The sequence below is a fragment of the Spiribacter aquaticus genome, from assembly GCF_007625215.1.
GTDB lineage: Bacteria > Pseudomonadota > Gammaproteobacteria > Nitrococcales > Nitrococcaceae > Spiribacter > Spiribacter roseus.
This window is the reverse complement of record NZ_VMKP01000002.1, coordinates 1-18,860: the sequence shown is the minus strand read 5'-3', so window position 1 is coordinate 18,860 and position 18,860 is coordinate 1. Positions and strand designations below refer to the sequence as shown.

Genomic DNA, 18,860 nt, shown 5'->3' with positions numbered 1-18,860 from the left:
CATATTCATGGCCCTAACCGATCCGCTGCTCATCCACAACGACCGACCCGTGCGCGCCGGCGACCGCCAGGACTGGCTGGGTCTGGCCGGTGATGCGCGGGCACTCGCCATCGCCGAGACCGCCCAGCGGCATGACAGCGCCTTGCTGCTGATCACGCCCGGCATGGTCGAGGCCGAGGAACTGCGCCGCGGACTGCGGTTTTTCGGTGTCGATGACATTGAGCTGATGCCCGACTGGGAAGTCCTCCCCTACGACATCTTCTCGCCCCATCAGGACATTACCTCCGAGCGCCTGCGGGCCCTGCACCGTCTGCCCCGCAAAACCCAGGGTGTGGTGATCGTGCCGGCGGCGACGCTCATGCAGCGCATCGCGCCGCCGACCTTCCTCGAGGCGACCGTGATCCGGCTCGCCACCGGCCAGTCCCTCAACCTCGAGGCGATGCGCACATCGCTGCAGGCAAGTGGCTATCGCTGTGTCTCCGAGGTGCTCGAGCATGGTGAGTTCGCCGTTCGCGGGGCGATTCTCGACCTCTATCCGATGGGGGCCGAAGCCCCCTATCGCGTCGATCTGTTCGATGACGAAATCGACACAATCCGCCGCTTCGATCCGGAGACGCAGCGCAGCATCGACCGGCTCGAAAATGTCGAGCTGCTGCCCGCCCATGAATTCCCCACCGATGAGGCGGGTATCCGGCACTTCCGGCGCGAATATCGAGCCCGCTTCGAGGGCGACCCGACAGCGAGTCCCATCTACCAGTCGGTCAGTGACGGTCACATCCCCAACGGCATTGAGGCCTACCTGCCGCTTTTCTTCGAGTCGACGGCGACGCTGTTTGACTACCTGCCGGCCGGCACGCTGGCCATGCGCGTGGGCTCGGTGGATGACCAGCTCGAGTCGGAATGGTCGCAGATTGGCGAGCGCTACGAGCAGCGCCGGCATGATCGCGAGCGCCCGCTGCTCACCCCGGACGAGCTCTATCTGTCCCCGGATGCCGTGCGCGAGGGGCTGAATCACCGCGCGCAGGTGGCGCTGCCGGTGGAGACCGGGCGGACGGCCACGCATGGCCGCGATCGTGCGCTGCCCGCCCGGGCGTTGCCGGATCTGCGCAGCACGCCCGGGGATGACAGCGGGATGGCCGCACTGCGGGCGTTCATCGAGCGGTTCGAGGGTGGCGTGCTCCTGACCGCCGAGACCGCCGGCCGGCGCGAGGCCTTTCGCGAGCGTCTTCAGGCCGCCGGGCTGCAGCCCCGGGAAGTCGGTGACTGGTCCGCCTTTGTCGCCGAGCAGCCCGCCCTGGCGTTGACCGTCGCGCCGCTGGACGAGGGCTTCAGCCTGCCCGATGCGGGCCTCGCCGTCGTCCCCGAAACCGCCCTGCTCGGTGAGCGTGCGGAACAGCGCCGACGGCGCAAGCATTCCCCGGACCGCGACCCCGACGCCATCATCCGCGACCTCACCGATCTGTCGATCGGCGCACCGGTAGTCCACGAACAGCATGGCATTGGCCGCTACCAAGGGCTCCAGACACTGGCGGTGGATGGCGTGCAGACCGAATTCCTCACCCTTGAGTACTCGGGGGGCGACAAGCTCTATGTCCCGGTGGCGTCGCTGCATCTGATCAGCCGCTACACCGGCGCGGATGACGAGGCGGCGCCCGTCCACCGACTCGGCAGCGGGCAGTGGGAGAAGGCCCGCCGGCGCGCCGCCCAGAAGGCCCGTGATGTGGCTGCCGAACTGCTCGACATCTATGCCCGGCGTGAGGCGCAGCAGGGCGAGCCGCATGTCGTGCCAGCGGACGATTACGCGCAGTTCGCCGCGCAGTTTCCCTTTGAAGAGACCCCCGATCAGCAGACCGCGATTCATGCTGTCCTGCAGGATCTCCAGCAGTCCCGGCCGATGGACCGCGTGGTCTGTGGTGATGTGGGCTTTGGCAAGACTGAAGTCGCCATGCGCGCGGCGTTCGCGGGCATCCAGTCAGGCCGCCAGGTGGCCGTGCTGGTGCCCACGACGCTGCTCTGCCAGCAGCATTATCAGAACTTCATCGATCGATTCGCGGACTGGCCGGTCCGCATCGAGCAGCTCTCGCGGTTTCAGTCCGCCAAGGCGCAGGCGAAGACCCTTGAAGCGCTCAACGAGGGTCGGGTCGATGTGGTCATTGGTACCCATAAACTGCTCCAGCAGTCCGTGCGCTTCAAGCGCCTGGGGCTGATGATCATTGACGAGGAACATCGCTTCGGGGTGCGTCAGAAGGAGGCACTCAAGCGGCTGCGCGCCAACGTGGACGTCCTCACCCTCACCGCCACGCCCATTCCCCGCACTCTGAACATGTCGCTGGCGGGGCTGCGGGACCTGTCGATCATCGCGACACCGCCGGCGCGGCGGCTGGCGGTCAAGACCTTCGTCAACGAATGGGATGACACCACGATCCGGGAGGCCTGCCTGCGCGAGCTGCATCGTGGGGGGCAGGTGTACTTCCTGCACAACGATGTCGAGAGCATTCAACGGGCTGCCGAGACCCTCGGCGAGCTCCTGCCCGAAGCGCGCGTCGCGATCGCCCACGGACAGATGCCCGAGCGTGACCTCGAGCGGGTGATGCTCGACTTCTACCACCAGCGCTTCAATATCCTGGTGTGCAGCACAATCATCGAAAGCGGCATCGATGTACCCACCGCCAACACCATCATCATCAATCGCGCCGATCGTCTGGGTCTGGCTCAGCTGCATCAGCTGCGTGGCCGGGTGGGTCGATCCCACCATCGGGCCTACGCCTATCTGATCGCGCCCCCGCGGCGTAGCCAGACCGCCGATGCGGTGAAGCGCCTCGACGCGATCGCGTCGCTCGAAGACCTGGGCATCGGCTTTGCCCTCGCCAGCCATGATCTGGAAATCCGCGGCGCCGGTGAACTGCTCGGCGAAGGCCAGAGCGGACAGATCCACGAGGTGGGCTTCAACCTCTACAGTGATCTGCTCGACCGCGCCGTGAAGTCCCTCAAGGCCGGCAAAGAACCGGCCCTGGAAGCCCCCCTAGAGCAGAGTGCCGATGTGGAGCTGCATATCCCCGCCCTGCTCCCCGAGGACTACCTCCCGGATGTGCATACCCGGCTGGTGATGTACAAACGCATTGCCAATGCCGAGACCGGCGAGGCGCTGCGCGAACTGCAGGTGGAAATGATCGATCGTTTCGGGCTGCTGCCCGAACCCGCGCGCAACCTGATGGAGATCGCCCGAATCCGCCAGCAGGTACAGGCGATGGGCATCACCCGCTTTGAAGTGGGCCCCGGCGGCGGTGTGGTGCAGTTCGGCGATGCGCCGCAGGTGGATGCCGGCGCCCTGGTGCGGTTGGTCCAGGAGCAGCCCGCCATCTACCGGCTGGAGGGCCAGGAGCGGCTACGCTTCAAGCGCGAAACCGAAACCGCCGCGGCACGGATCGAGCTGGTGGACTGGCTGCTGGAGGCCATGGCCATGAAGGAAGCGGCATGAATCGATCACTGCGTGCACTGACCCTGGCAGCCGCCCTGGCGCTGCCCGGTCCCACCGTGCTGGCGCAGTCACAGGCCCCGGCGGAGGCCGCTGACGAGCCGCCACGCTACGCGGTGGAGGTCGTCGTATTCAGTCAGCCGCCGGTGGACGGGGAGCGGGTCGAGGCGCCCGCCAGTGACCCGACGCCCCTGCCCCCGGCAATGGCGTGGCCGCTGCGCGATCCCGATGTCGGGCAGCTGGGGTATCCACGCCTGCCCGTCGCGGATGAGACCCTCGGCGCCGCCGCGCGGCGCATTGATGGGACGCCGGGCTACAAGGTCCTCTGGCATGGCGGCTGGGATCAGCCCGGAGTCGGCGAGGATTCGGCCCAATGGGTGGCCCTTCCGCGGATTGATTCAATGCCCGGATTCGATGGCATCATCCAGGTCTATCGCGAGCGCTTTCTCCATGCCCGGGTTGAACTGCGTCAGACGCCCGACCCCGAGACGCACTGGACACTCAGCCAGAGTCAGCGCCTGCGCGGCGACAACCCGCACTACTTCGATCATCCGGCGCTTGGGGTGATCGTCCGCGTCGAGCGCATCGAAGCGGATTAATCCTCATCCTCGGGATGGGCGGCATAGATTGCGTCGACGTTGCGCAGATAACCCTTGTAGTCCATTCCCGAGCCGAACACGTAGCGCTCGGGCACGGTGAGTCCGACATAATCCGCGGCCAGTCCCGGCACCCGGGCGGCGTTCGGTTTGTCGGCGAGAACGGCCGTGTGAACCGATGCCGCGCCATGCTCGCGGCATTCGTCGATCAGGCCGCGGAAGGTGTGGCCTTCGTCGAGGATGTCGTCCACCAGCAGGACGTGCCGATCGCGCAATGGCGTCTGCGGCCGCGCGAGCCAGACCAGTTCCCGCCCGGTGGTGGTCTTGTGATAGCGCGTCGCGTGGATATAGTCGATCTCCAGCGGGAAGTCGAGGCGGTTGAGCAGACGCCCCATGGGCACGATAGCGCCCGTCATCACGCCCAGCACCAGCGGCCGGGCGTCGGCCAGATCGGCACTGATCCGCTCACCCAGATGGTTCAGTGCCGTCTCGATGGCGGCGGCATCATGCAGGCATTCCGCCCGCTCGAGCACCCCGGCCAACTGTTCCGCTGTCAGTTCCACGCCCTGCGTCATCGTCATCGCTCCAGTGATTGATAACCCGCCAGTATAGCGGGCCCCCTACAGGGCCGCCAGCAACGATCGTGCCTGACGGTACTCGGCGCTGGCATGAAAACCCGCCAGATCGGGGCCATCGCGCCCCTGCAGACGCGCCAGGCGAAGGGCCGTGAGCGGATCGGGGCGCGGCAGACGCTCGAGGATCGGGTCGATCGCCCGGCCGGCGTTGCCGAACATCACCATGTCACACCCGGCCGCCATGGCGCGCCGCGCCCGCTCGAGCCGGTCGCCGACGGCCGCTGCCGCCGCCATTTCGAGATCATCGGTGAAAATGGCCCCCTGAAAACCCAGCGAACGCCGCAGGTAATCGATCCAGGCCGCCGAAAACCCCGCCGGCTCGGCGTCGAAGGCCGGAAACCGCACATGCGCCATCATGACCGCCGCCAGTCCGTTGTCGATCAGGCGGCGAAACGGCAGCAGGTCGGCATGCACCAGGTCCGGCAGCGGGCGCGGGTCATCGACGGTCTGTTCGTGGGAGTCCGGCGCGGTACCACCATGACCGGGGAAGTGCTTGCCCACACACACCGATCCCGCCGCGCGCACACCGCGCTGCCAGGCAAGCCCGAGGGCCGCCACCGTCGCCGGATCCGCCCCAAAGGCCCGGTCGCCGATGACCTGACTGACGCCCCGGTCCAGATCGAGCACCGGGGCAAAGCTGAAATCGACACCCAGCGCGCGGAGCTCGGCCGCCATCACCCAGCCAGCGGCGCGGGCGGTCTCGCGCGCCAGAGCCGGGGCGTCCGCGGCGGCGCGACCGAGGCGGCCGATGGCGGGCAACGGCGTCAAGCCCTCCCGAAAGCGCTGTACCCGACCGCCCTCCTGATCAACGGCGATGACCAGCGGGGGGCTGCGGAGCGCACGGATGGAGCGCGTCAAATCAGTAACCTGGGCGGGGTTATCAAAGTTACGGCTGAACAGCAGGACGCCCCCCACCGCCGGGTGGCGGAGTCGCTCGCGCTCCTCACCGAGCAACTCCAGGCCTTCAACGCCGAGCATCAGTGGCCCGCGCATCACTGCGCCCCGATCCACACCGGCATGCCGGGCCGGCAGAGATCGAACAGGGTCATCACGGCGGCGCTGTGCAGCCGGATGCAACCGTGCGAGCGCGGCACGCCCATGGGCTCGGAATCCGGCGTGCCATGGATGTAGATCAGGCGGCGCTGGGTGTCGACGTTGCCCCCGCGATTGCGGCCGGGCTCCTCGCCGCACAGCCAGAGGATGCGGGTCAGGATCCAGTCACGCCGGGGATGGGCGCGGCGCAGCGCCTCGCTATAACACTCGCCGGTGGGCCGCCGCCCGACGAATACGCTTCCCGGGGCCGCGTCGGCGCCGATCATGGCCCGGATGCGATGCCAGCCCCGCGGTGTGCCGCCGCTGCCCTCACGCTCATCGGCGCCGGCCGCCGCCGTGGAAACCGGCAGCGTCAGTCGGGTACGGCCATCACGCTGTACCACGAGCTGCTGCTGCGGCAACGAAATCGCTATCCCTTCACGCATCGCGGATCCCTCTCTGCCCTGTCTGCAATGCTACCCTACCCGGCCAACGACAACGACGAACGGGGGCAAACCGACCATGCGACGTCTCATTCTGCTGCGCCACGGCCAGAGTGTCTGGAATCTCGAGAACCGCTTCACCGGCTGGCATGATGTCGACCTGAGCGATAAGGGCCGCGACGAGGCCACCGCCGCCGGCAGCTTGATGCGCGACGCCGGGATCCTGCCTGATGCGGTGTATACCTCGGTGCTCACCCGCGCCATCCGCACCGGCTTCATGAGTCTGGATGTGCTCGAGCGGCTGTGGATCCCGATGGTCAAGGACTGGCGTCTCAATGAGCGCCACTACGGCGCGCTCACCGGCCTCGATAAGGCGGAGACCGCCGAGCAGTACGGCGATGAGCAGGTGCATGTCTGGCGGCGCAGCTTTGCCACGCCACCGCCGGCACTGGCGGTCGACGACGAGCGCCATCCCCGCCACGATCCCCGCTATGCCGATCTGGATCCGAGTCGACTGCCCGCCACCGAGTCCCTCAAGGACACCCTCGCCCGGGTGCTGCCGTACTGGCGCAGCGATCTGGTACCCGCACTGCAGCAGTACCCGACGCTGCTGATCGCCGCGCATGGCAACAGCCTGCGCGCCCTGGTCAAGCACCTGGAGGGGATCTCCGACGAGGCCATCACCGGCGTCGAAATCGCCACCGGCGATCCGCTGGTCTACGAGCTGGACGATGACCTGGGCGTCTCGCGCAAGTACTCGCTGAGAGCGCCGGCGTGAGCGAGCTGCCTCATCTCAACGCCCACGGTGAGGCGCACATGGTGGATATCGGCGAGAAGGCCGCCAGCGACCGGGTGGCCATCGCCGAGGGTTGGATCCGGATGGCCGCTCCGGCGCTCGCCGCGCTGCAGCAGGGCGAACTGGCCAAGGGCGATGCACTGGCCACCGCACGAATCGCCGGGATCATGGCGGCCAAGCGCACGGCGGAGCTGATACCGCTGTGCCATCCGCTGTCACTCTCGCGCGTCGAAGTTGCGCTTGACGTCGACACCGAAGCAGCGGCGGTCCGTGCCGAGGCCACAACCGCCACGCGGGGCGCGACCGGCGTCGAAATGGAGGCACTGACCGCGGTGCAGGTCGCACTGCTGGCGGTCTACGACATGTGCAAGGCCCTCGATCGCGGCATGACGATCGAGGGCGTCCGACTCATCCACAAACGCGGTGGACGGTCCGGCGACTGGTCACGTTAGCCGTCGACCGCCTCGTTGACCTTGGCGGCGTAGATGAAGTCGTTTTCATGCAGCCCGCCGATGGCGTGGGTGTGGATTTCGACCTCACACCAGCCATAGCCGAATCGGATGTTGGGGTGGTGGTCCTCCTGCTCGGCCACGTCACCCGCCTTATTGGCCACCGCCTGGGCCTTGGCGAAATCACCGGTCTTGAACAACCGGGTGATCCGGGTGGCATCGTCGTTGAGCGTCCAGCCCGGCACATCCGCCAGATAACGCTCGGCGGCCTCACGGGTCATGGGGTCGATCCCCCCCTGACAGGGCGTGCAGTGTTTTTCGGTCAAACTCATGATGACTCCTTTGTTTCGCTCATGTTTAGCGGATCAGGGATCCGACCCGGCTATCAACCCTGACAACAACCGCTCGGGCCCTGTTCAGTCGGCGTCCGCGACACCCGGGCCGGGCCCGTCCTGCGCCTTCGCCTGCTGATAGGCCGATTCCAGTCGATCAAACCCGACGGTCTCGGGCCGCTCGTCCGCCGCCGCCAGGATCGCTTCAAGCCCGCGGAAGCGGCGCTCGAACTTGGCGTTGCCATCCCGCAAGGCCTGCTCGGCATCGACACCGATGCGCCGCGAGAGATTGACGCAGGCGAGGAGCAGATCACCCATTTCCTCGTGGATATGGCGCTGATCCGGGGGTTGGTGGTCAAGTGCCTCCTCCAGCTCGGCGAGCTCCTCGCGCAGCTTGTCGATGACCTGGTGCGGCTCGGGCCAGTCGAAGCCCACCCGAGCCGCCCGGGACTGGAGCTTGCGACTGCGCGTGAGCGCCGGCAGGGCCAGTGGGACATCGTCCAGAGCGCCGGGAGGCGCCTCACCCGCGGCGCGGGCGGATCGCTCATCGGCCTTGATCGCCTCCCAGGTGGCACGCTGGCCGCTGGCGGTGGTCTCCTGGCGTCCGGCAAAGACATGCGGGTGCCGGCGGACGAGCTTGTCGGTCATGCCCCGGGCAATCGAGTCGAAGTCGAACCGTCCCGTCTCGCGGCCGATCTCGGCGCAGAACACCACCTGGAACAACAGATCCCCCAGTTCATCGGGGATCGCCGCCGGATCGTCCCGTTCGATGGCATCGGCCACCTCGTAGGCCTCCTCCAGGGTATGCGGCACGAGGCTGCGCAGATCCTGCTCACGATCCCAGGGGCAGCCCGCCACCGGGTCGCGCAGCTGCGCCATGACCGCCAGCAGTGCGTCGATCCCCCTCACCGTCGCTGGTACTGGCTGGCGCCGAAGAGCTGCTCCTTGGCGGCGTCATCCAGTTGGGCAGGCCGGGAATCGGCGAGCACCGCCACCCCCCGCTGTACCGCCGGGCGTTCGCTGATGGCGTCATACCAGCGCTTGAGGTGGGGATAGTCAGTCAGCGACTGGCCCTGGTTGTCGTGCGGGCGGATCCACGGATAGCTCGCGATATCGGCAATGGTGTAGGTGTCCGCCGCCAGCCACTCGTGGTCGGCGAGACGGCGGTCCATGACCGCGTACAGGCGGCTGGCTTCCTGGGTGTACCGGTTGATGCCGTAATCGATCCGCTCCGGCGCGTACTGCCGGAAGTGATGGGCCTGGCCCAGCATCGGCCCCAGCCCGCCCATCTGAAACATCAACCATTCCAGTGTGTTATAGCGGGCTCTTGGCTCGGTCGGTAAAAGCATGCCGGTCTTTTCGGCCAGATACATCAGGATCGCTCCCGACTCAAACACGGAGATCGAATCGCCGTCCGGGCCCTGCGCGTCGACGATGGCCGGGATCTTGTTGTTGGGGCTGATGGCCAGGAAGTCCTCGGTGAACTGGTCACCCTGACCGATATTGATCCCGTGGACCGTGTAATCGAGCCCCATCTCCTCGAGGGCGATATGGACTTTGTGACCATTCGGTGTCGGCCAGCTATAGACGTCGATCATGCGGTTTCCTTCCTTTATGATGGCGATATGAACGAGATACCCGGATATCACAGGCGCTACAGTGTGCCGGTCAAGGTCGGCAACGTCACGGTCGGCGGCGATGCCCCGGTGGTGGTGCAGTCCATGACCAATACCGACACGGTGGACGAGATCCGTACGGCCATCCAGGTGGCGGATCTGGCACGCGCGGGTTCCGAGCTGGTGCGCATCACCGTGAACAACGAGGACGCCGCGCGCGCCGTCCCGCGGATCCGCGAGCGGCTCGACGACATGGGCATCGACGTGCCCCTGGTGGGCGATTTCCACTTCAATGGTCATCGTCTGCTGCGCGCCGTGCCCGCCTGCGGCGAAGCGCTGGGCAAGTGGCGCATCAACCCCGGCAACGTCGGCAAGGGCAGCCGTCGCGACCCGCAGTTCACCGAGATCATAGAGCTGGCGCGCGACATGAATCGGCCGGTGCGGATCGGTGTGAACTGGGGCAGCCTCGACCAGGACCTGCTCTCGCGGCTGATGGACGAAAACGCCCGCCGCGCCGAGCCCAAGCCCCCGGAGACGGTCACCCGCGACGCAGTCGTGGTCTCGTCGCTGGAGAGTGCCGAGCGGGCCGAGGCCATTGGCCTGCCCCACGACGCCATCATCATCTCCTGCAAGATGAGTCGGGTGCAGGACCTGATCAGCGTGTACCAGGACCTGGGCGCGCGCTGCGACTACCCGCTGCATCTGGGCCTCACCGAAGCGGGAATGGGCTCCAAGGGCATCGTCGCATCCACCGCCGCGCTGTCCGTCCTCCTGCAGCAGGGTATTGGCGATACGATCCGCATTTCGCTCACCCCCGAGCCGGGTGGCGACCGGACCCAGGAGGTGGTGGTCGCCCAGGAGATCCTCCAGACCATGGGGCTGCGCAGCTTCACCCCGCTGGTCGCGGCATGCCCGGGCTGTGGCCGCACCACCAGTACTTACTTCCAGGAACTGGCCGACGAAATCCAGACCCACGTCCGCGATCGCATGCCCGAATGGCGCGATCGCTATCCGGGCGTCGAGTCGATGAGCCTGGCGGTGATGGGCTGCGTGGTGAATGGGCCCGGCGAGAGCCGTCAGGCGGACATCGGCATCAGCCTGCCGGGCACCGGCGAAAAACCGGTAGCGCCGGTCTATATCGATGGCGAGAAGACGGTCACGCTCAAGGGCGACGCCATCGCCGATGAGTTCAAGAAGATCGTCGAGGACTACGTCGAACGGCGCTACGGCCTGACGACGGAGGATCGCTAGGCCCGCCCGACGGCCTACTCCTCGATCTGGTCGCGCTTGTCGGTCACCGACTCCCAGTCTGCGGCGTCGGCGGGCGCCTCCTCACGACGGTTGATGACCGGCCACTGCTGGGCCAGGCGGGCATTGAGGGCGATGAAGTCCTGCTGATCGGCGGGTACCTCATCATCCGGATAGATGGCATCCACCGGGCACTCCGCGACACAAACCGCGCAGTCGATACACTCCTGCGGGTCGATGACCAGCATCGTCGGCCCGCCATGAAAGCAATCCACCGGACAGACCTCGACACAGTCGGTGTAGCGGCAACGCACACAGGATTCGGTGACCACGTAGGTCATGCCTGCGACCCCCCGATGGGCTGCTGGCGCGTGGAGAGCGCACCGCAGACGTCACAGCGCCAGCTGCCACCCGCATACTGGTCAAGCAGCGCTTCACGGACGTCCGGGCGGGCCGCAAAGTCCGCCAGGGTGATGCCATTGAGGAAGGTCTCGATGCGCTCGGCCAGTCCCGCCCAGAGACGCTCATCGAGCGCCGAGGTAGCCCGTCGGGGGCCGCCCTGCCCGTCCATCAGCGTAATGACCTCGCCCATGGCGATCGACTCAGGTGACCGACCCAGGCGATAACCGCCCCCCGGTCCGGGTGTCCCGCGAACCAAACCGGCCCGGCGCAGTTTCCAGAAGATCTGGTCAATGTAGGACATGGAAATGCCCTGGCAGACCGAGATCTCAGCCAGCGGAACCGCCCCCGCTTGGTTGTGCACCGCCAGGTGCAACAGGGCGCTGACGGCATAACGGCTTTTTGCGGAGAGTCTGATCATGGCGCCATGGTAACCGCTATCGTCCTGTTGGGGTCAGCCCGAAGGCCGCCACGGTGTGGGCGTGATTGACCGGTCCATGCCCTGCTCCCAGCGGCGTGGCAGTGGCCAGGGCCCGCTGCAGGTAATTCCTGCCTCGATGGACGGCATGGGCCAGCGGGAGTTCCCGACCCAGGCCTTCGGCGATGGCCGACGCCAGCGTGCAACCGGTGCCGTGGTCGCTGCGGGTGTCGATGCGGGCATGCTCGAGGCGCTCGCAGCCATCGGCGGTGGCCAGCACATCGGTCAGCTGCCCGCCGCCAAGATGCCCCCCTTTGAGCAGCACGGCCTTGGGCCCAAACGCCAGCAGCGCCCGCGCGGCATCTTCCATATCGCCGACGTGGTCGATGGGCCTGCCCAGCAACGCCGCCGCCTCGGGCAGATTCGGGGTGATGAGCCGCGCCTGCGGCATGATCGCGCTGCGCAGGCGGGCCATGGCCCCCTCGCCCACCAGCCGCGCACCGCTCTGCGCCACCATCACCGGGTCGACGACCCATGGGACATGCGCCGCGCCGCGCTGCAGCTCGTCGGCCACCGCATCAATGACGGCGGCATCGTGGAGCATCCCGGTTTTCACACAATCCACCCCCAGATCCGATACCACCGAGCGGATCTGCTCGCGGATGAAGGCCGGCTCGACACCGACCACACCCTGAACGCCACAGGTGTTCTGCGCCGTCAGTGCCGTGACGGCGGTCATCGCATAACCGCCCAACGCCGTGACGGTCTTGATATCGGCCTGGATGCCCGCCCCTCCACCGGCGTCCGAGCCGGCGATGATCAGGATGCGCGATGGATTCATGAAAGGGCTCCCGGGGTCTGCTGGTCGTATTGGTGTCGAGCGGCCTGACGATCGAGTTTGCCGGCGCCAGTCCGCGGCAGCTCACCGACGGCCTCGATGAGGGCCGGGTGCTTGAACCGGGCAAGCCGGCCGTGCAGCCATTCACCGACTTCATCGGTGGGCACGCGACCGGGACCGGTCACCCACGCCACCGGCCGTGCGCCCCAGTGCGGATCGGGCACGCCGAACACCAGCGCAGCGGTGACCGCGGGGTGCTGCAGCAGAGTGCTCTCGACCTCCTCGGCCGCGATGTTCTCGCCGCCACTGACGATGACGTTGTCCATCCGACCGACGATGAACACACGCCCCGCGGCATCCTCGCGGGCCAGATCGCCGCTGCGGATCCAGCCATCCGGGGTCCAGCGCGCTGCCGTGGCGGCCGGGTCGTCGAGGTAGCCATCGAAATCGTGGGGACTGCGCAACTGCAGCTCGCCCGGTGTATCCACCGCCACCGGCGTCAGACGCTCGGGGTCGACGATGCGGTAGTCGGTGTGAAAGAAAGCGGTCCCGATACTGGCGCGGTCAGTGGCGGTCATCTCGTCGGCGCGGCCATCGGCATTGACGAAATTGGAGGGCCCCGCCTCGGTCAGGCCGTAGGACTGGCGCACGGTGATGCCACGCTCGAGAAACGGCGTCATGCTGGATTCCGAACAGGCGGCGCCCGCCGTGGTGATGGCCTCCAGCGAAGTGAGCGGGTGGTCGGCAAAACCGGGACTGGCCGCGAGTGCCTGGAGCATGGCCTCGACGGCACCGAAATGGTTGATGCGCTGCTCGTCGATGGCGCGCAGGACCGCCGGCGGATCGAAGGCATCCGGCATCACGACGCAGCCGCCGGCATAGAGAATGGGTAGAACCGTATTCCAGCCACCAATATGGAAAAGCGGGAACAGCACCAGCTCGCGGCGCTGCGCCAGCGCGCCATCCGCAGCCACCATCAGTTCCACGGCGTTCCAGACCATCTGCCGATGACTGACCTCGCAGATCTTGGGCAGCCCGGTGCTGCCGCCGGTGTGCACGCGCAGGCAGGGGTCGGCCAGTGCCAGGGGGCGATTGACGGGTTCCGAGCGCTGCCGGGCCAGGGCCTGCTCGGCTGGGCCGCTGGCGGCCCCAAAGCGCAGCCAGGGACGCTGCTGAGCCCGTCCTTCCAGCGTAGCGGCGAAGTCGGCCAGCGCCTCGTCCACCACCAGCCACGCCGGGTCGAGCCGGTCGACCAGCGCGGTGGCCTCGCCGGCGGTCAGGCGATGACTGACCGGGGCAATGATCACTCCGATCTTGCCCGCCGCCAGAAACAGCTCTACGGCTTCGAGCCGATTGCGGGTGATCAGCACGACGGTGTCGCCGCCATCCAGCCCGGCTTCATCCCGCATCCAGCGTGCCCACAGGCGGGCGCGATCGTCGAGCTGCTGATAGCTCAACCGACGGCCACTGCCGGGGTCGATCAGCGCAGTCCGTTCCGGCGTCAGGGCGCGGCGGCGTCCACTCCAGTCGCCGACCCAGCTCATCGGCCGACGGTCCATCCCTTCATCCATGTTCATCATCACCCGAAATTCCAGCAGAATGCGGCCATGCAGTACAGTGACCTGATTGATATCGGCGTCAACCTCACCCACGCCCGCTTTGATACCGATCGCGATGCAGTGATCGAGCGCGCCATCGGCGCCGGCGTGAGCGGCATGGTCCTCACCGGCGTCAGCCTCGACGAGTCCCGCGCCGCGACGGCGCTGGCCGCCCGCCACCCGGGCTTCATGGCCGCGACCGCCGGTGTTCACCCCCATCATGCCCGAGACTGGTCCCATGCCAGCAGTCAGGCGCTGGCGACGCTGCTGGATGCCCCGGCCACGGTCGCGGTCGGTGAGACCGGGCTGGATTATAACCGCGACTTTTCACCCCGCACCGACCAGCGCGCCGCCTTCGAAGCACAGCTGCGCCTGGCGGTGGATCACCAGCGCCCGGTGTTTCTACACCAGCGCGATGCCGAGGCCGACTTTCTCGCCATCCTGAGAGACCACCGTTCCGCCCTGCCGGGCGCGGTGCTGCACTGCTTTACCGGTGACGTCGCCATGATCGAAGCCTGCTGCGCGCTGGATCTGCATTTCGGCATCACCGGCTGGATCAGCGACGAGCGACGCGGCGCGGCCCTGCGCGAGGGGGTGGCGGAGATCCCCGCCAATCGCCTGATGGTCGAGACCGACGCGCCCTTCCTCCTGCCGAAGCCGGTGCGCCAGCCGGCGGTCAAACGACGCAATGAACCGGCTTATCTGCCCCATGTGGTGGACGCGGTCGCCGCGCTTCGCGATGAGTCGCCCGCCTGCCTCGCGGCCTGGACCAGCGCGAACGCCCGGCGCTTTTTCAGCCTGCCGACACCGGCGTCTCACCCACCGCCCGATGCCGCGCCGCCAGCGCCTGATCGATGACCTCGGGGCCGGCACCCGTCACCGCGCCCCCCTCACTCAGCGCCCGTCGCCAGATCCGCGCCCCCGGCAGCCCCTGGAACAGCCCCGACAGGTGACGGGTGAAGCGCGTGACCGGCACCCCGTCGCGCCAGTGTCGGGCGACGTAGTCCCGGTAGGCGCGCGCCACCGCTTCGCGTTCGGGCGGTGGGGTCCCCGCCTCGCCGAAAACCCGGGCATCGGCCGCCGCCAGCAGCCAGGGATTGTGGTAGGCCTCGCGCCCGATCATGACCCCATCCAGCCGGTCCAGCCACGAAACCGCCGTATCCAGGTCACGGATGCCGCCGTTGAGCACAATCGGCAGCGCCGGGAAATCGTCTTTGAGCGCGCTCACCCGGGCATAGCGCAGCGGCGGCACTTCGCGGTTCTGTTTGGGCGACAGGCCCTGCAGCCAGGCCTTTCGGGCATGCACCGTGAGTCCATCACAGCCCGCCGCGACAATCGCGGCGACGAACCCCTGCAGGGCCGCGTAGTCATCCATGTCATCGACCCCGATCCGCGATTTGACGGTCACGGGTAGCTGCGTGGCCTCGCGCATGGCGGCGACCAGCTCACCGACCAACTGCGGCTCGCGCATCAGACAGGCGCCAAAGCGCCCTGACTGGACGCGGTCGCTCGGGCAGCCGACGTTCAGGTTGACCTCGTCATAGCCCCACTCGCTGGCCAGTGCCGCGCCGTAAGCGAGCTGCGCAGGGTCGCTGCCACCGAGCTGCAGCGCGACCGGCGCCTCAGTCGGATGACCCTTGAGAAAGCGCTCGGCACGCCCGTACCAGAGGGCCTGGGCGGGGACCATCTCGGTGTAAAGAAGCGTCCGCCGCGTGATCAACCGCAGCAGGTAGCGACAGGCGGGGTCAGTCCAGTCCATCATTGGCGCCACGCTGAGCGCTCGACCCGGCGTAGTGCGCATCGCCGGGCGCGACGCGCTATGATCGACACTGACTTCAGGATTGCGGATACGCGATGTCATTGGTGCGATTTTACACGACTTCTGGCTGTCATCTCTGCGACCAGGCCCTGGCGCTACTCGATCCAGTGGCCCGGCGCCGTGGCCTGCGCATCGAGTGCATCGACATCATGGACGACCCCGCCGCCGAGGCCGCCTACGCAACGGCCATCCCGGTGGTGGCGTGCGATGCCCGCGAGGGTGTGCTCCGGTGGCCCTTCGATACCGCCTCGCTCTACCGGTATCTCCCATGATCGCATTACCCGGGCCACGGCGGCGCGCCATGACCCTGTTGCTGGTTTTCGGTCTTGTGACGTGCAGTGCTGCCGGTGCCTCGTCCGCACCCCATTCGGGGATCTGGGTGCACGTGGATACCCGCGACGGGATCACCGAGATCCGGCGCGGCGACGAGTCCATCCTGCGACTCGAGGAGATCGCGTTCGGCCGCGGTGGGGTATCCGACCTGCATCTGAATGGCGATGGGACGACACCCCGCGGCGAATACCGCATCACGCACTTCAACCGGGAAAGCCGTTTCCACCGTTTCATCGGCATCAACTATCCGACACTGCGCCATCTCGACCGGGCCCGCGCCCGGGGCAGGATCAGCGATGAGGCCTATTGGGACACCCTGGATGCCGGTCTGCGGATGGGGCGGTTCCCCCAGGACGGGCCGCTCGGGGGCACATCGGTTTTCACGGAATCGGTAACGGCGATCACCGCGTGCACCAGGCATTCAATTGGACCCAGGGCTGCGTTGCCATGACCAATGCGCAGATCGAAACGCTCATGGATTGGGTGCGCGTCGGCACCCCCGTCATCATCGAGTGAATCGCCGGGGGTTGAAAGTCGATGAACGGCGCGCAATCATGCGGATGACATTCGAGGCGCGAAATCGCTGGTGATGTCGCGACCGGAATGATGACTGTACAAAAACGAAGGAGTTTTCCAATGAGCCAGACCCTGAAGACCATGCTCAAACTCAGTGCCGCCGCCGCATCGATGGGCCTGCTGGTGGGCTGTGCGTCGCAGACCTCGATTGACGACCTGCAGGCCGAGATCGACGACGTCCGCGGCCTCGCCGACACGGCGATGGATGAGGCCAGCACGGCCATGATGACCGCCGAGGGTGCCGAGACCTCCGCCGCCAACGCCAACCGCAAGGCCGACGAGAACAGCGAGAAGATCGATCGCATGTTCGAGGAGTCGATGTACAAGTAAGCCCGTTCGCAACGGACTGAACCAAACCCCGCTAATGCGGGGTTTTTTATGGCCGCTTCAGATTAAAGCCAGCGACTTCGTCACGGCGCGAAATCCGTGCCGGCATTCCGTCGGCCGTTTCAATGGCACGCGCCAGCCGCTGATGGTCAACGCGGTCAGCCCGCCGATCGAGCACCGGGGCAATCGCCTCCACGGCCTTTTCCATCGGCGGGGGTTTCATGGGGTCGTAGGCGTTTTCGGCCTCCGCCGGCAGGACCGGATGGGCCTCGATGAGCAATCCGTCGGCCGCCCAGCCCGCTTTCACCGGTTGATTGACGATGCGCACCGAGGCACCCGACGGCAGTCGATTGAACAGCGATTCCACGTCCTCGGGAAACATCCGAATGCAGCCATGGGTCACACGCATGCCGATGCCGCGCGGCTCATTGGTGCCATGGATGAGATACGCGCCGCCGGGGATGTCGAGGCGCATCTTGTGCCGACCCAGCGGATTATCCGGGCCTGGCGGCACGGCATCCGGCAGAGGACGTCCCTGCTCCCGGCGCTCGGTGAGAATCGACTGCGGCGGAAACCAGTACGGGTCTTCGGTTTTCTCGGTGATCCGGGATTCGCCGAGCGGTGTGCTCCAGTCCATCCGCCCGACACTGATGGGATAGGTTTCCACCACCGCCTGCTCCGCCTCTTCGGCATCAGGATAGTAGTAGAGACGCATCTCGGCGACATTCACCACCACCCCGTCGCGCTCACCGCGGGGAAGAATATAGCGACTGGGGATGACCACCTCGGTGCCCTCACCGGGCAGCCAGACATCCACCGAGGGGTTGGCACGGCGCATCTCCTCATACCCGATGCCGTGTTCCCGCCCAAGCGACAGCAGCGTATCGCCGGCTTCGGCTTCGATGCGCTGGACCTGTCCAACGACGTCGGTACCGGCCGGTGGCAGCGGGAAGGTCAAGCCGGTGACCGCCGGGGAGAGCACCAGGCATCCCAGCATGCAGCCTGCCTTGACGATTGAGCGCACACGCCTCATTGCGGTCATCCTCAGTTAATTCAGTGGCAGTCTACCGTAGGAAGAAGGCCTACAGGGGTTCGCTTTGCCCGACGATTGAGTGATAATGGAGACATGACGGGCAAGTCCATGACAATGCGGGGATTCGGAGCATTGGCGCTATGCATTGCCATGGCGGCTCCAGCCTATGCGCAACCCGTCGACTGGCAGTTGGCGCCATCGGCCGGTCAGGAGCTGACTGCGCATCTCAATGAGCGACTCGATATCCAGTTTGGCGTGACCCACTCCGGCACGCCATCAGAGCGCCCCGCCTCATCCGGGTTCGGTGCCCTCAGCGACGAGTTCGCCTTCTCGGCACTGGTGGACTGGTCATTCAGCGACGAGGGCCTGCGCATGCGCGGCGGCGCTCGCTACGGCGACCAGGATCCGGCAAAGGATAGCTGGCAGTTCTCCGCGATCGAGCGAGAAAACATCCAGACTTATCTGGGGGTTGGCTGGGACAGCAACTTCACCGACGACGAGCGTTTCGGATTATCGCTGGACATGGGGCTTGCCTTTGAAAGTGTCCGCGGCACCGACACGGTGGAGGGCGACACGCCCCGGAATCTTTCCGATCAGACCGGACTGGGCAGCATGTTCGAGAGCCTTCGCTACACCCCGAGCGTATCGGCGGGACTCGAATACCGCTTCTGATTACCCGACGACCCCTGTTTTATGTCTGGCGGAGAGGGAGGGATTGATTCGGCCCTCCGGGCCTCACCCTTCGGGCGCATCGCTTCGCGACGCGTCCCAATCGCTTACCGGCGATTGGTCGAACCACATCTGCTTGGCTCCGGGGGTCTCGAACCCCAGCACTGCATCAGACACAAAAAAGGGGCCGATGGCCCCTGTTTTATGTCTGGCGGAGAGGGAGGGATT

General features: G+C 66.7%; 22 protein-coding genes. 10 read left to right on the top strand and 12 right to left on the bottom strand.

What is annotated here, in order from left to right:
- Nucleotides 1–7 precede the first annotated feature (7 nt).
- Complete coding sequence (gene mfd / locus FPL11_RS03385; protein WP_144347316.1) at nt 8–3,478, top strand: transcription-repair coupling factor; 3,471 nt, start codon at nt 8–10, stop codon at nt 3,476–3,478.
- Entirely contained in the window at nt 3,475–4,074 is a 600-nt protein-coding gene (locus tag FPL11_RS03380) for a CsiV family protein (protein WP_144347314.1), read from the top strand. Before mfd ends, FPL11_RS03380 begins: the two co-directional genes overlap by 4 nt.
- On the opposite strand, the gene FPL11_RS03375 is transcribed toward FPL11_RS03380, so the two are convergent.
- Genes FPL11_RS03375 through FPL11_RS03365 form a run of 3 tightly spaced genes read right to left on the bottom strand, consistent with a single transcriptional unit; the run spans nt 4,071 to nt 6,184 of the window.
- The gene (locus FPL11_RS03375) at nt 4,071–4,646 is read right to left on the bottom strand and encodes a hypoxanthine-guanine phosphoribosyltransferase (RefSeq protein ID WP_144347313.1); all 576 of its coding nucleotides are present in this window, start codon (nt 4,644–4,646) and stop codon (nt 4,071–4,073) included. The two genes, FPL11_RS03380 and FPL11_RS03375, sit on opposite strands and share 4 nt — an antisense overlap.
- Before the next feature lie 45 nt (nt 4,647–4,691).
- A complete protein-coding gene (nagZ, locus tag FPL11_RS03370) occupies nt 4,692–5,699 on the bottom strand; it encodes a beta-N-acetylhexosaminidase (protein ID WP_144347311.1) in 1,008 nt (335 codons plus the stop codon).
- Nucleotides 5,699–6,184, bottom strand: coding sequence for a L,D-transpeptidase (locus FPL11_RS03365; RefSeq protein WP_110882837.1), 486 nt, complete (start codon nt 6,182–6,184; stop codon nt 5,699–5,701). Before FPL11_RS03365 ends, nagZ begins: the two co-directional genes overlap by 1 nt.
- Before the next feature lie 76 nt (nt 6,185–6,260).
- Here FPL11_RS03365 and gpmA point away from each other — a divergent pair, with 76 nt between their 5' ends.
- Complete coding sequence (gpmA, locus tag FPL11_RS03360; protein ID WP_144347309.1) at nt 6,261–6,959, top strand: 2,3-diphosphoglycerate-dependent phosphoglycerate mutase; 699 nt, start codon at nt 6,261–6,263, stop codon at nt 6,957–6,959.
- Nucleotides 6,956–7,429 (top strand): cyclic pyranopterin monophosphate synthase MoaC, encoded by a 474-nt coding sequence (gene moaC, locus FPL11_RS03355; protein ID WP_144347306.1) that lies wholly within the window; start codon nt 6,956–6,958, stop codon nt 7,427–7,429. Before gpmA ends, moaC begins: the two co-directional genes overlap by 4 nt.
- On the opposite strand, the gene FPL11_RS03350 is transcribed toward moaC, so the two are convergent.
- The 3 genes from FPL11_RS03350 to FPL11_RS03340 form a co-directional block, all read right to left on the bottom strand.
- A complete protein-coding gene (locus tag FPL11_RS03350) occupies nt 7,426–7,758 on the bottom strand; it encodes a 4a-hydroxytetrahydrobiopterin dehydratase (RefSeq protein ID WP_144347304.1) in 333 nt (110 codons plus the stop codon). The genes moaC and FPL11_RS03350 overlap by 4 nt on opposite strands.
- A gap of 84 nt (nt 7,759–7,842) precedes the next feature.
- Entirely contained in the window at nt 7,843–8,667 is an 825-nt protein-coding gene (mazG, locus tag FPL11_RS03345; protein ID WP_144347302.1) for a nucleoside triphosphate pyrophosphohydrolase, read from the bottom strand.
- The gene (locus FPL11_RS03340; RefSeq protein WP_144347300.1) at nt 8,664–9,356 is read right to left on the bottom strand and encodes a glutathione binding-like protein; all 693 of its coding nucleotides are present in this window, start codon (nt 9,354–9,356) and stop codon (nt 8,664–8,666) included. The genes mazG and FPL11_RS03340 overlap by 4 nt, the downstream gene beginning before the upstream one ends.
- 27 nt (nt 9,357–9,383) lie before the next feature.
- Here FPL11_RS03340 and ispG point away from each other — a divergent pair, with 27 nt between their 5' ends.
- The gene (ispG, locus tag FPL11_RS03335; RefSeq protein WP_144347298.1) at nt 9,384–10,625 is read left to right on the top strand and encodes a flavodoxin-dependent (E)-4-hydroxy-3-methylbut-2-enyl-diphosphate synthase; all 1,242 of its coding nucleotides are present in this window, start codon (nt 9,384–9,386) and stop codon (nt 10,623–10,625) included.
- Nucleotides 10,626–10,639: 14 nt separating this feature from the next.
- Here the strand turns inward: ispG and fdxA are convergent, their stop codons facing one another.
- Genes fdxA through FPL11_RS03315 form a run of 4 tightly spaced genes read right to left on the bottom strand, consistent with a single transcriptional unit; the run spans nt 10,640 to nt 13,929 of the window.
- Nucleotides 10,640–10,963, bottom strand: a complete 324-nt coding sequence (fdxA, locus tag FPL11_RS03330) for a ferredoxin FdxA (protein WP_144347295.1) — start codon at nt 10,961–10,963, stop codon at nt 10,640–10,642.
- Nucleotides 10,960–11,442 carry an Rrf2 family transcriptional regulator gene (locus FPL11_RS03325; protein WP_144347293.1) on the bottom strand — a complete coding sequence of 161 codons (483 nt, stop codon included), beginning with the start codon at nt 11,440–11,442 and terminating at the stop codon, nt 10,960–10,962. Before FPL11_RS03325 ends, fdxA begins: the two co-directional genes overlap by 4 nt.
- A gap of 16 nt (nt 11,443–11,458) precedes the next feature.
- Complete coding sequence (thiD, locus tag FPL11_RS03320) at nt 11,459–12,280, bottom strand: bifunctional hydroxymethylpyrimidine kinase/phosphomethylpyrimidine kinase (RefSeq protein ID WP_144347291.1); 822 nt, start codon at nt 12,278–12,280, stop codon at nt 11,459–11,461.
- Nucleotides 12,277–13,929: a class I adenylate-forming enzyme family protein gene (locus FPL11_RS03315; RefSeq protein WP_235013444.1), complete on the bottom strand. Its 1,653-nt coding sequence runs from the start codon at nt 13,927–13,929 to the stop codon at nt 12,277–12,279. The genes thiD and FPL11_RS03315 overlap by 4 nt, the downstream gene beginning before the upstream one ends.
- Between FPL11_RS03315 and FPL11_RS03310 the strand changes: the two genes are divergently transcribed.
- Nucleotides 13,885–14,733, top strand: coding sequence for a TatD family hydrolase (locus tag FPL11_RS03310; protein WP_186295088.1), 849 nt, complete (start codon nt 13,885–13,887; stop codon nt 14,731–14,733). The two genes, FPL11_RS03315 and FPL11_RS03310, sit on opposite strands and share 45 nt — an antisense overlap.
- On the opposite strand, the gene dusA is transcribed toward FPL11_RS03310, so the two are convergent.
- The gene (gene dusA / locus FPL11_RS03305; protein ID WP_144347888.1) at nt 14,669–15,676 is read right to left on the bottom strand and encodes a tRNA dihydrouridine(20/20a) synthase DusA; all 1,008 of its coding nucleotides are present in this window, start codon (nt 15,674–15,676) and stop codon (nt 14,669–14,671) included. The two genes, FPL11_RS03310 and dusA, sit on opposite strands and share 65 nt — an antisense overlap.
- Before the next feature lie 62 nt (nt 15,677–15,738).
- Between dusA and FPL11_RS03300 the strand changes: the two genes are divergently transcribed.
- From FPL11_RS03300 to FPL11_RS03290, 3 genes are all read left to right on the top strand, one after another.
- Nucleotides 15,739–15,966, top strand: coding sequence for a glutaredoxin family protein (locus FPL11_RS03300; protein ID WP_246085264.1), 228 nt, complete (start codon nt 15,739–15,741; stop codon nt 15,964–15,966).
- Between the two features lie 367 nt (nt 15,967–16,333).
- Nucleotides 16,334–16,543, top strand: coding sequence for a L,D-transpeptidase family protein (locus FPL11_RS10275; RefSeq protein WP_144347289.1), 210 nt, complete (start codon nt 16,334–16,336; stop codon nt 16,541–16,543).
- Between the two features lie 120 nt (nt 16,544–16,663).
- Nucleotides 16,664–16,933, top strand: coding sequence for an Lpp/OprI family alanine-zipper lipoprotein (locus FPL11_RS03290; protein ID WP_157809086.1), 270 nt, complete (start codon nt 16,664–16,666; stop codon nt 16,931–16,933).
- A 46-nt stretch (nt 16,934–16,979) separates the two neighbouring features.
- Here the strand turns inward: FPL11_RS03290 and FPL11_RS03285 are convergent, their stop codons facing one another.
- Complete coding sequence (locus tag FPL11_RS03285) at nt 16,980–17,963, bottom strand: L,D-transpeptidase family protein (RefSeq protein ID WP_235011877.1); 984 nt, start codon at nt 17,961–17,963, stop codon at nt 16,980–16,982.
- A gap of 93 nt (nt 17,964–18,056) precedes the next feature.
- On the opposite strand from FPL11_RS03285, the gene FPL11_RS03280 reads away from it, so the two are divergent.
- Nucleotides 18,057–18,635, top strand: coding sequence for a hypothetical protein (locus tag FPL11_RS03280; protein ID WP_144347286.1), 579 nt, complete (start codon nt 18,057–18,059; stop codon nt 18,633–18,635).
- Nucleotides 18,636–18,860: the final 225 nt, after the last annotated feature.

What these genes read in the sequence shown, in the direction of transcription:
- thiD (WP_144347291.1), bottom strand. Translation starts at nt 12,280, where the DNA reads ATGAATCCATCGCGCATCCTGATCATCGCCGGCTCGGACGCCGGTGGA.
- gpmA (WP_144347309.1), top strand. Translation starts at nt 6,261, where the DNA reads ATGCGACGTCTCATTCTGCTGCGCCACGGCCAGAGTGTCTGGAATCTC.
- nagZ (WP_144347311.1), bottom strand. Translation starts at nt 5,699, where the DNA reads ATGCGCGGGCCACTGATGCTCGGCGTTGAAGGCCTGGAGTTGCTCGGT.
- FPL11_RS03280 (WP_144347286.1), top strand. Translation starts at nt 18,057, where the DNA reads ATGACGGGCAAGTCCATGACAATGCGGGGATTCGGAGCATTGGCGCTA.
- mfd (WP_144347316.1), top strand. Translation starts at nt 8, where the DNA reads ATGGCCCTAACCGATCCGCTGCTCATCCACAACGACCGACCCGTGCGC.
- FPL11_RS03285 (WP_235011877.1), bottom strand. Translation starts at nt 17,963, where the DNA reads ATGAGGCGTGTGCGCTCAATCGTCAAGGCAGGCTGCATGCTGGGATGC.
- fdxA (WP_144347295.1), bottom strand. Translation starts at nt 10,963, where the DNA reads ATGACCTACGTGGTCACCGAATCCTGTGTGCGTTGCCGCTACACCGAC.
- FPL11_RS03290 (WP_157809086.1), top strand. Translation starts at nt 16,664, where the DNA reads ATGAGCCAGACCCTGAAGACCATGCTCAAACTCAGTGCCGCCGCCGCA.
- FPL11_RS03375 (WP_144347313.1), bottom strand. Translation starts at nt 4,646, where the DNA reads ATGACGCAGGGCGTGGAACTGACAGCGGAACAGTTGGCCGGGGTGCTC.
- FPL11_RS03325 (WP_144347293.1), bottom strand. Translation starts at nt 11,442, where the DNA reads ATGATCAGACTCTCCGCAAAAAGCCGTTATGCCGTCAGCGCCCTGTTG.
- dusA (WP_144347888.1), bottom strand. Translation starts at nt 15,676, where the DNA reads ATGCGCACTACGCCGGGTCGAGCGCTCAGCGTGGCGCCAATGATGGAC.
- FPL11_RS03365 (WP_110882837.1), bottom strand. Translation starts at nt 6,184, where the DNA reads ATGCGTGAAGGGATAGCGATTTCGTTGCCGCAGCAGCAGCTCGTGGTA.
- FPL11_RS03340 (WP_144347300.1), bottom strand. Translation starts at nt 9,356, where the DNA reads ATGATCGACGTCTATAGCTGGCCGACACCGAATGGTCACAAAGTCCAT.
- FPL11_RS03380 (WP_144347314.1), top strand. Translation starts at nt 3,475, where the DNA reads ATGAATCGATCACTGCGTGCACTGACCCTGGCAGCCGCCCTGGCGCTG.
- ispG (WP_144347298.1), top strand. Translation starts at nt 9,384, where the DNA reads ATGAACGAGATACCCGGATATCACAGGCGCTACAGTGTGCCGGTCAAG.
- FPL11_RS03350 (WP_144347304.1), bottom strand. Translation starts at nt 7,758, where the DNA reads ATGAGTTTGACCGAAAAACACTGCACGCCCTGTCAGGGGGGGATCGAC.
- FPL11_RS03310 (WP_186295088.1), top strand. Translation starts at nt 13,885, where the DNA reads ATGCAGTACAGTGACCTGATTGATATCGGCGTCAACCTCACCCACGCC.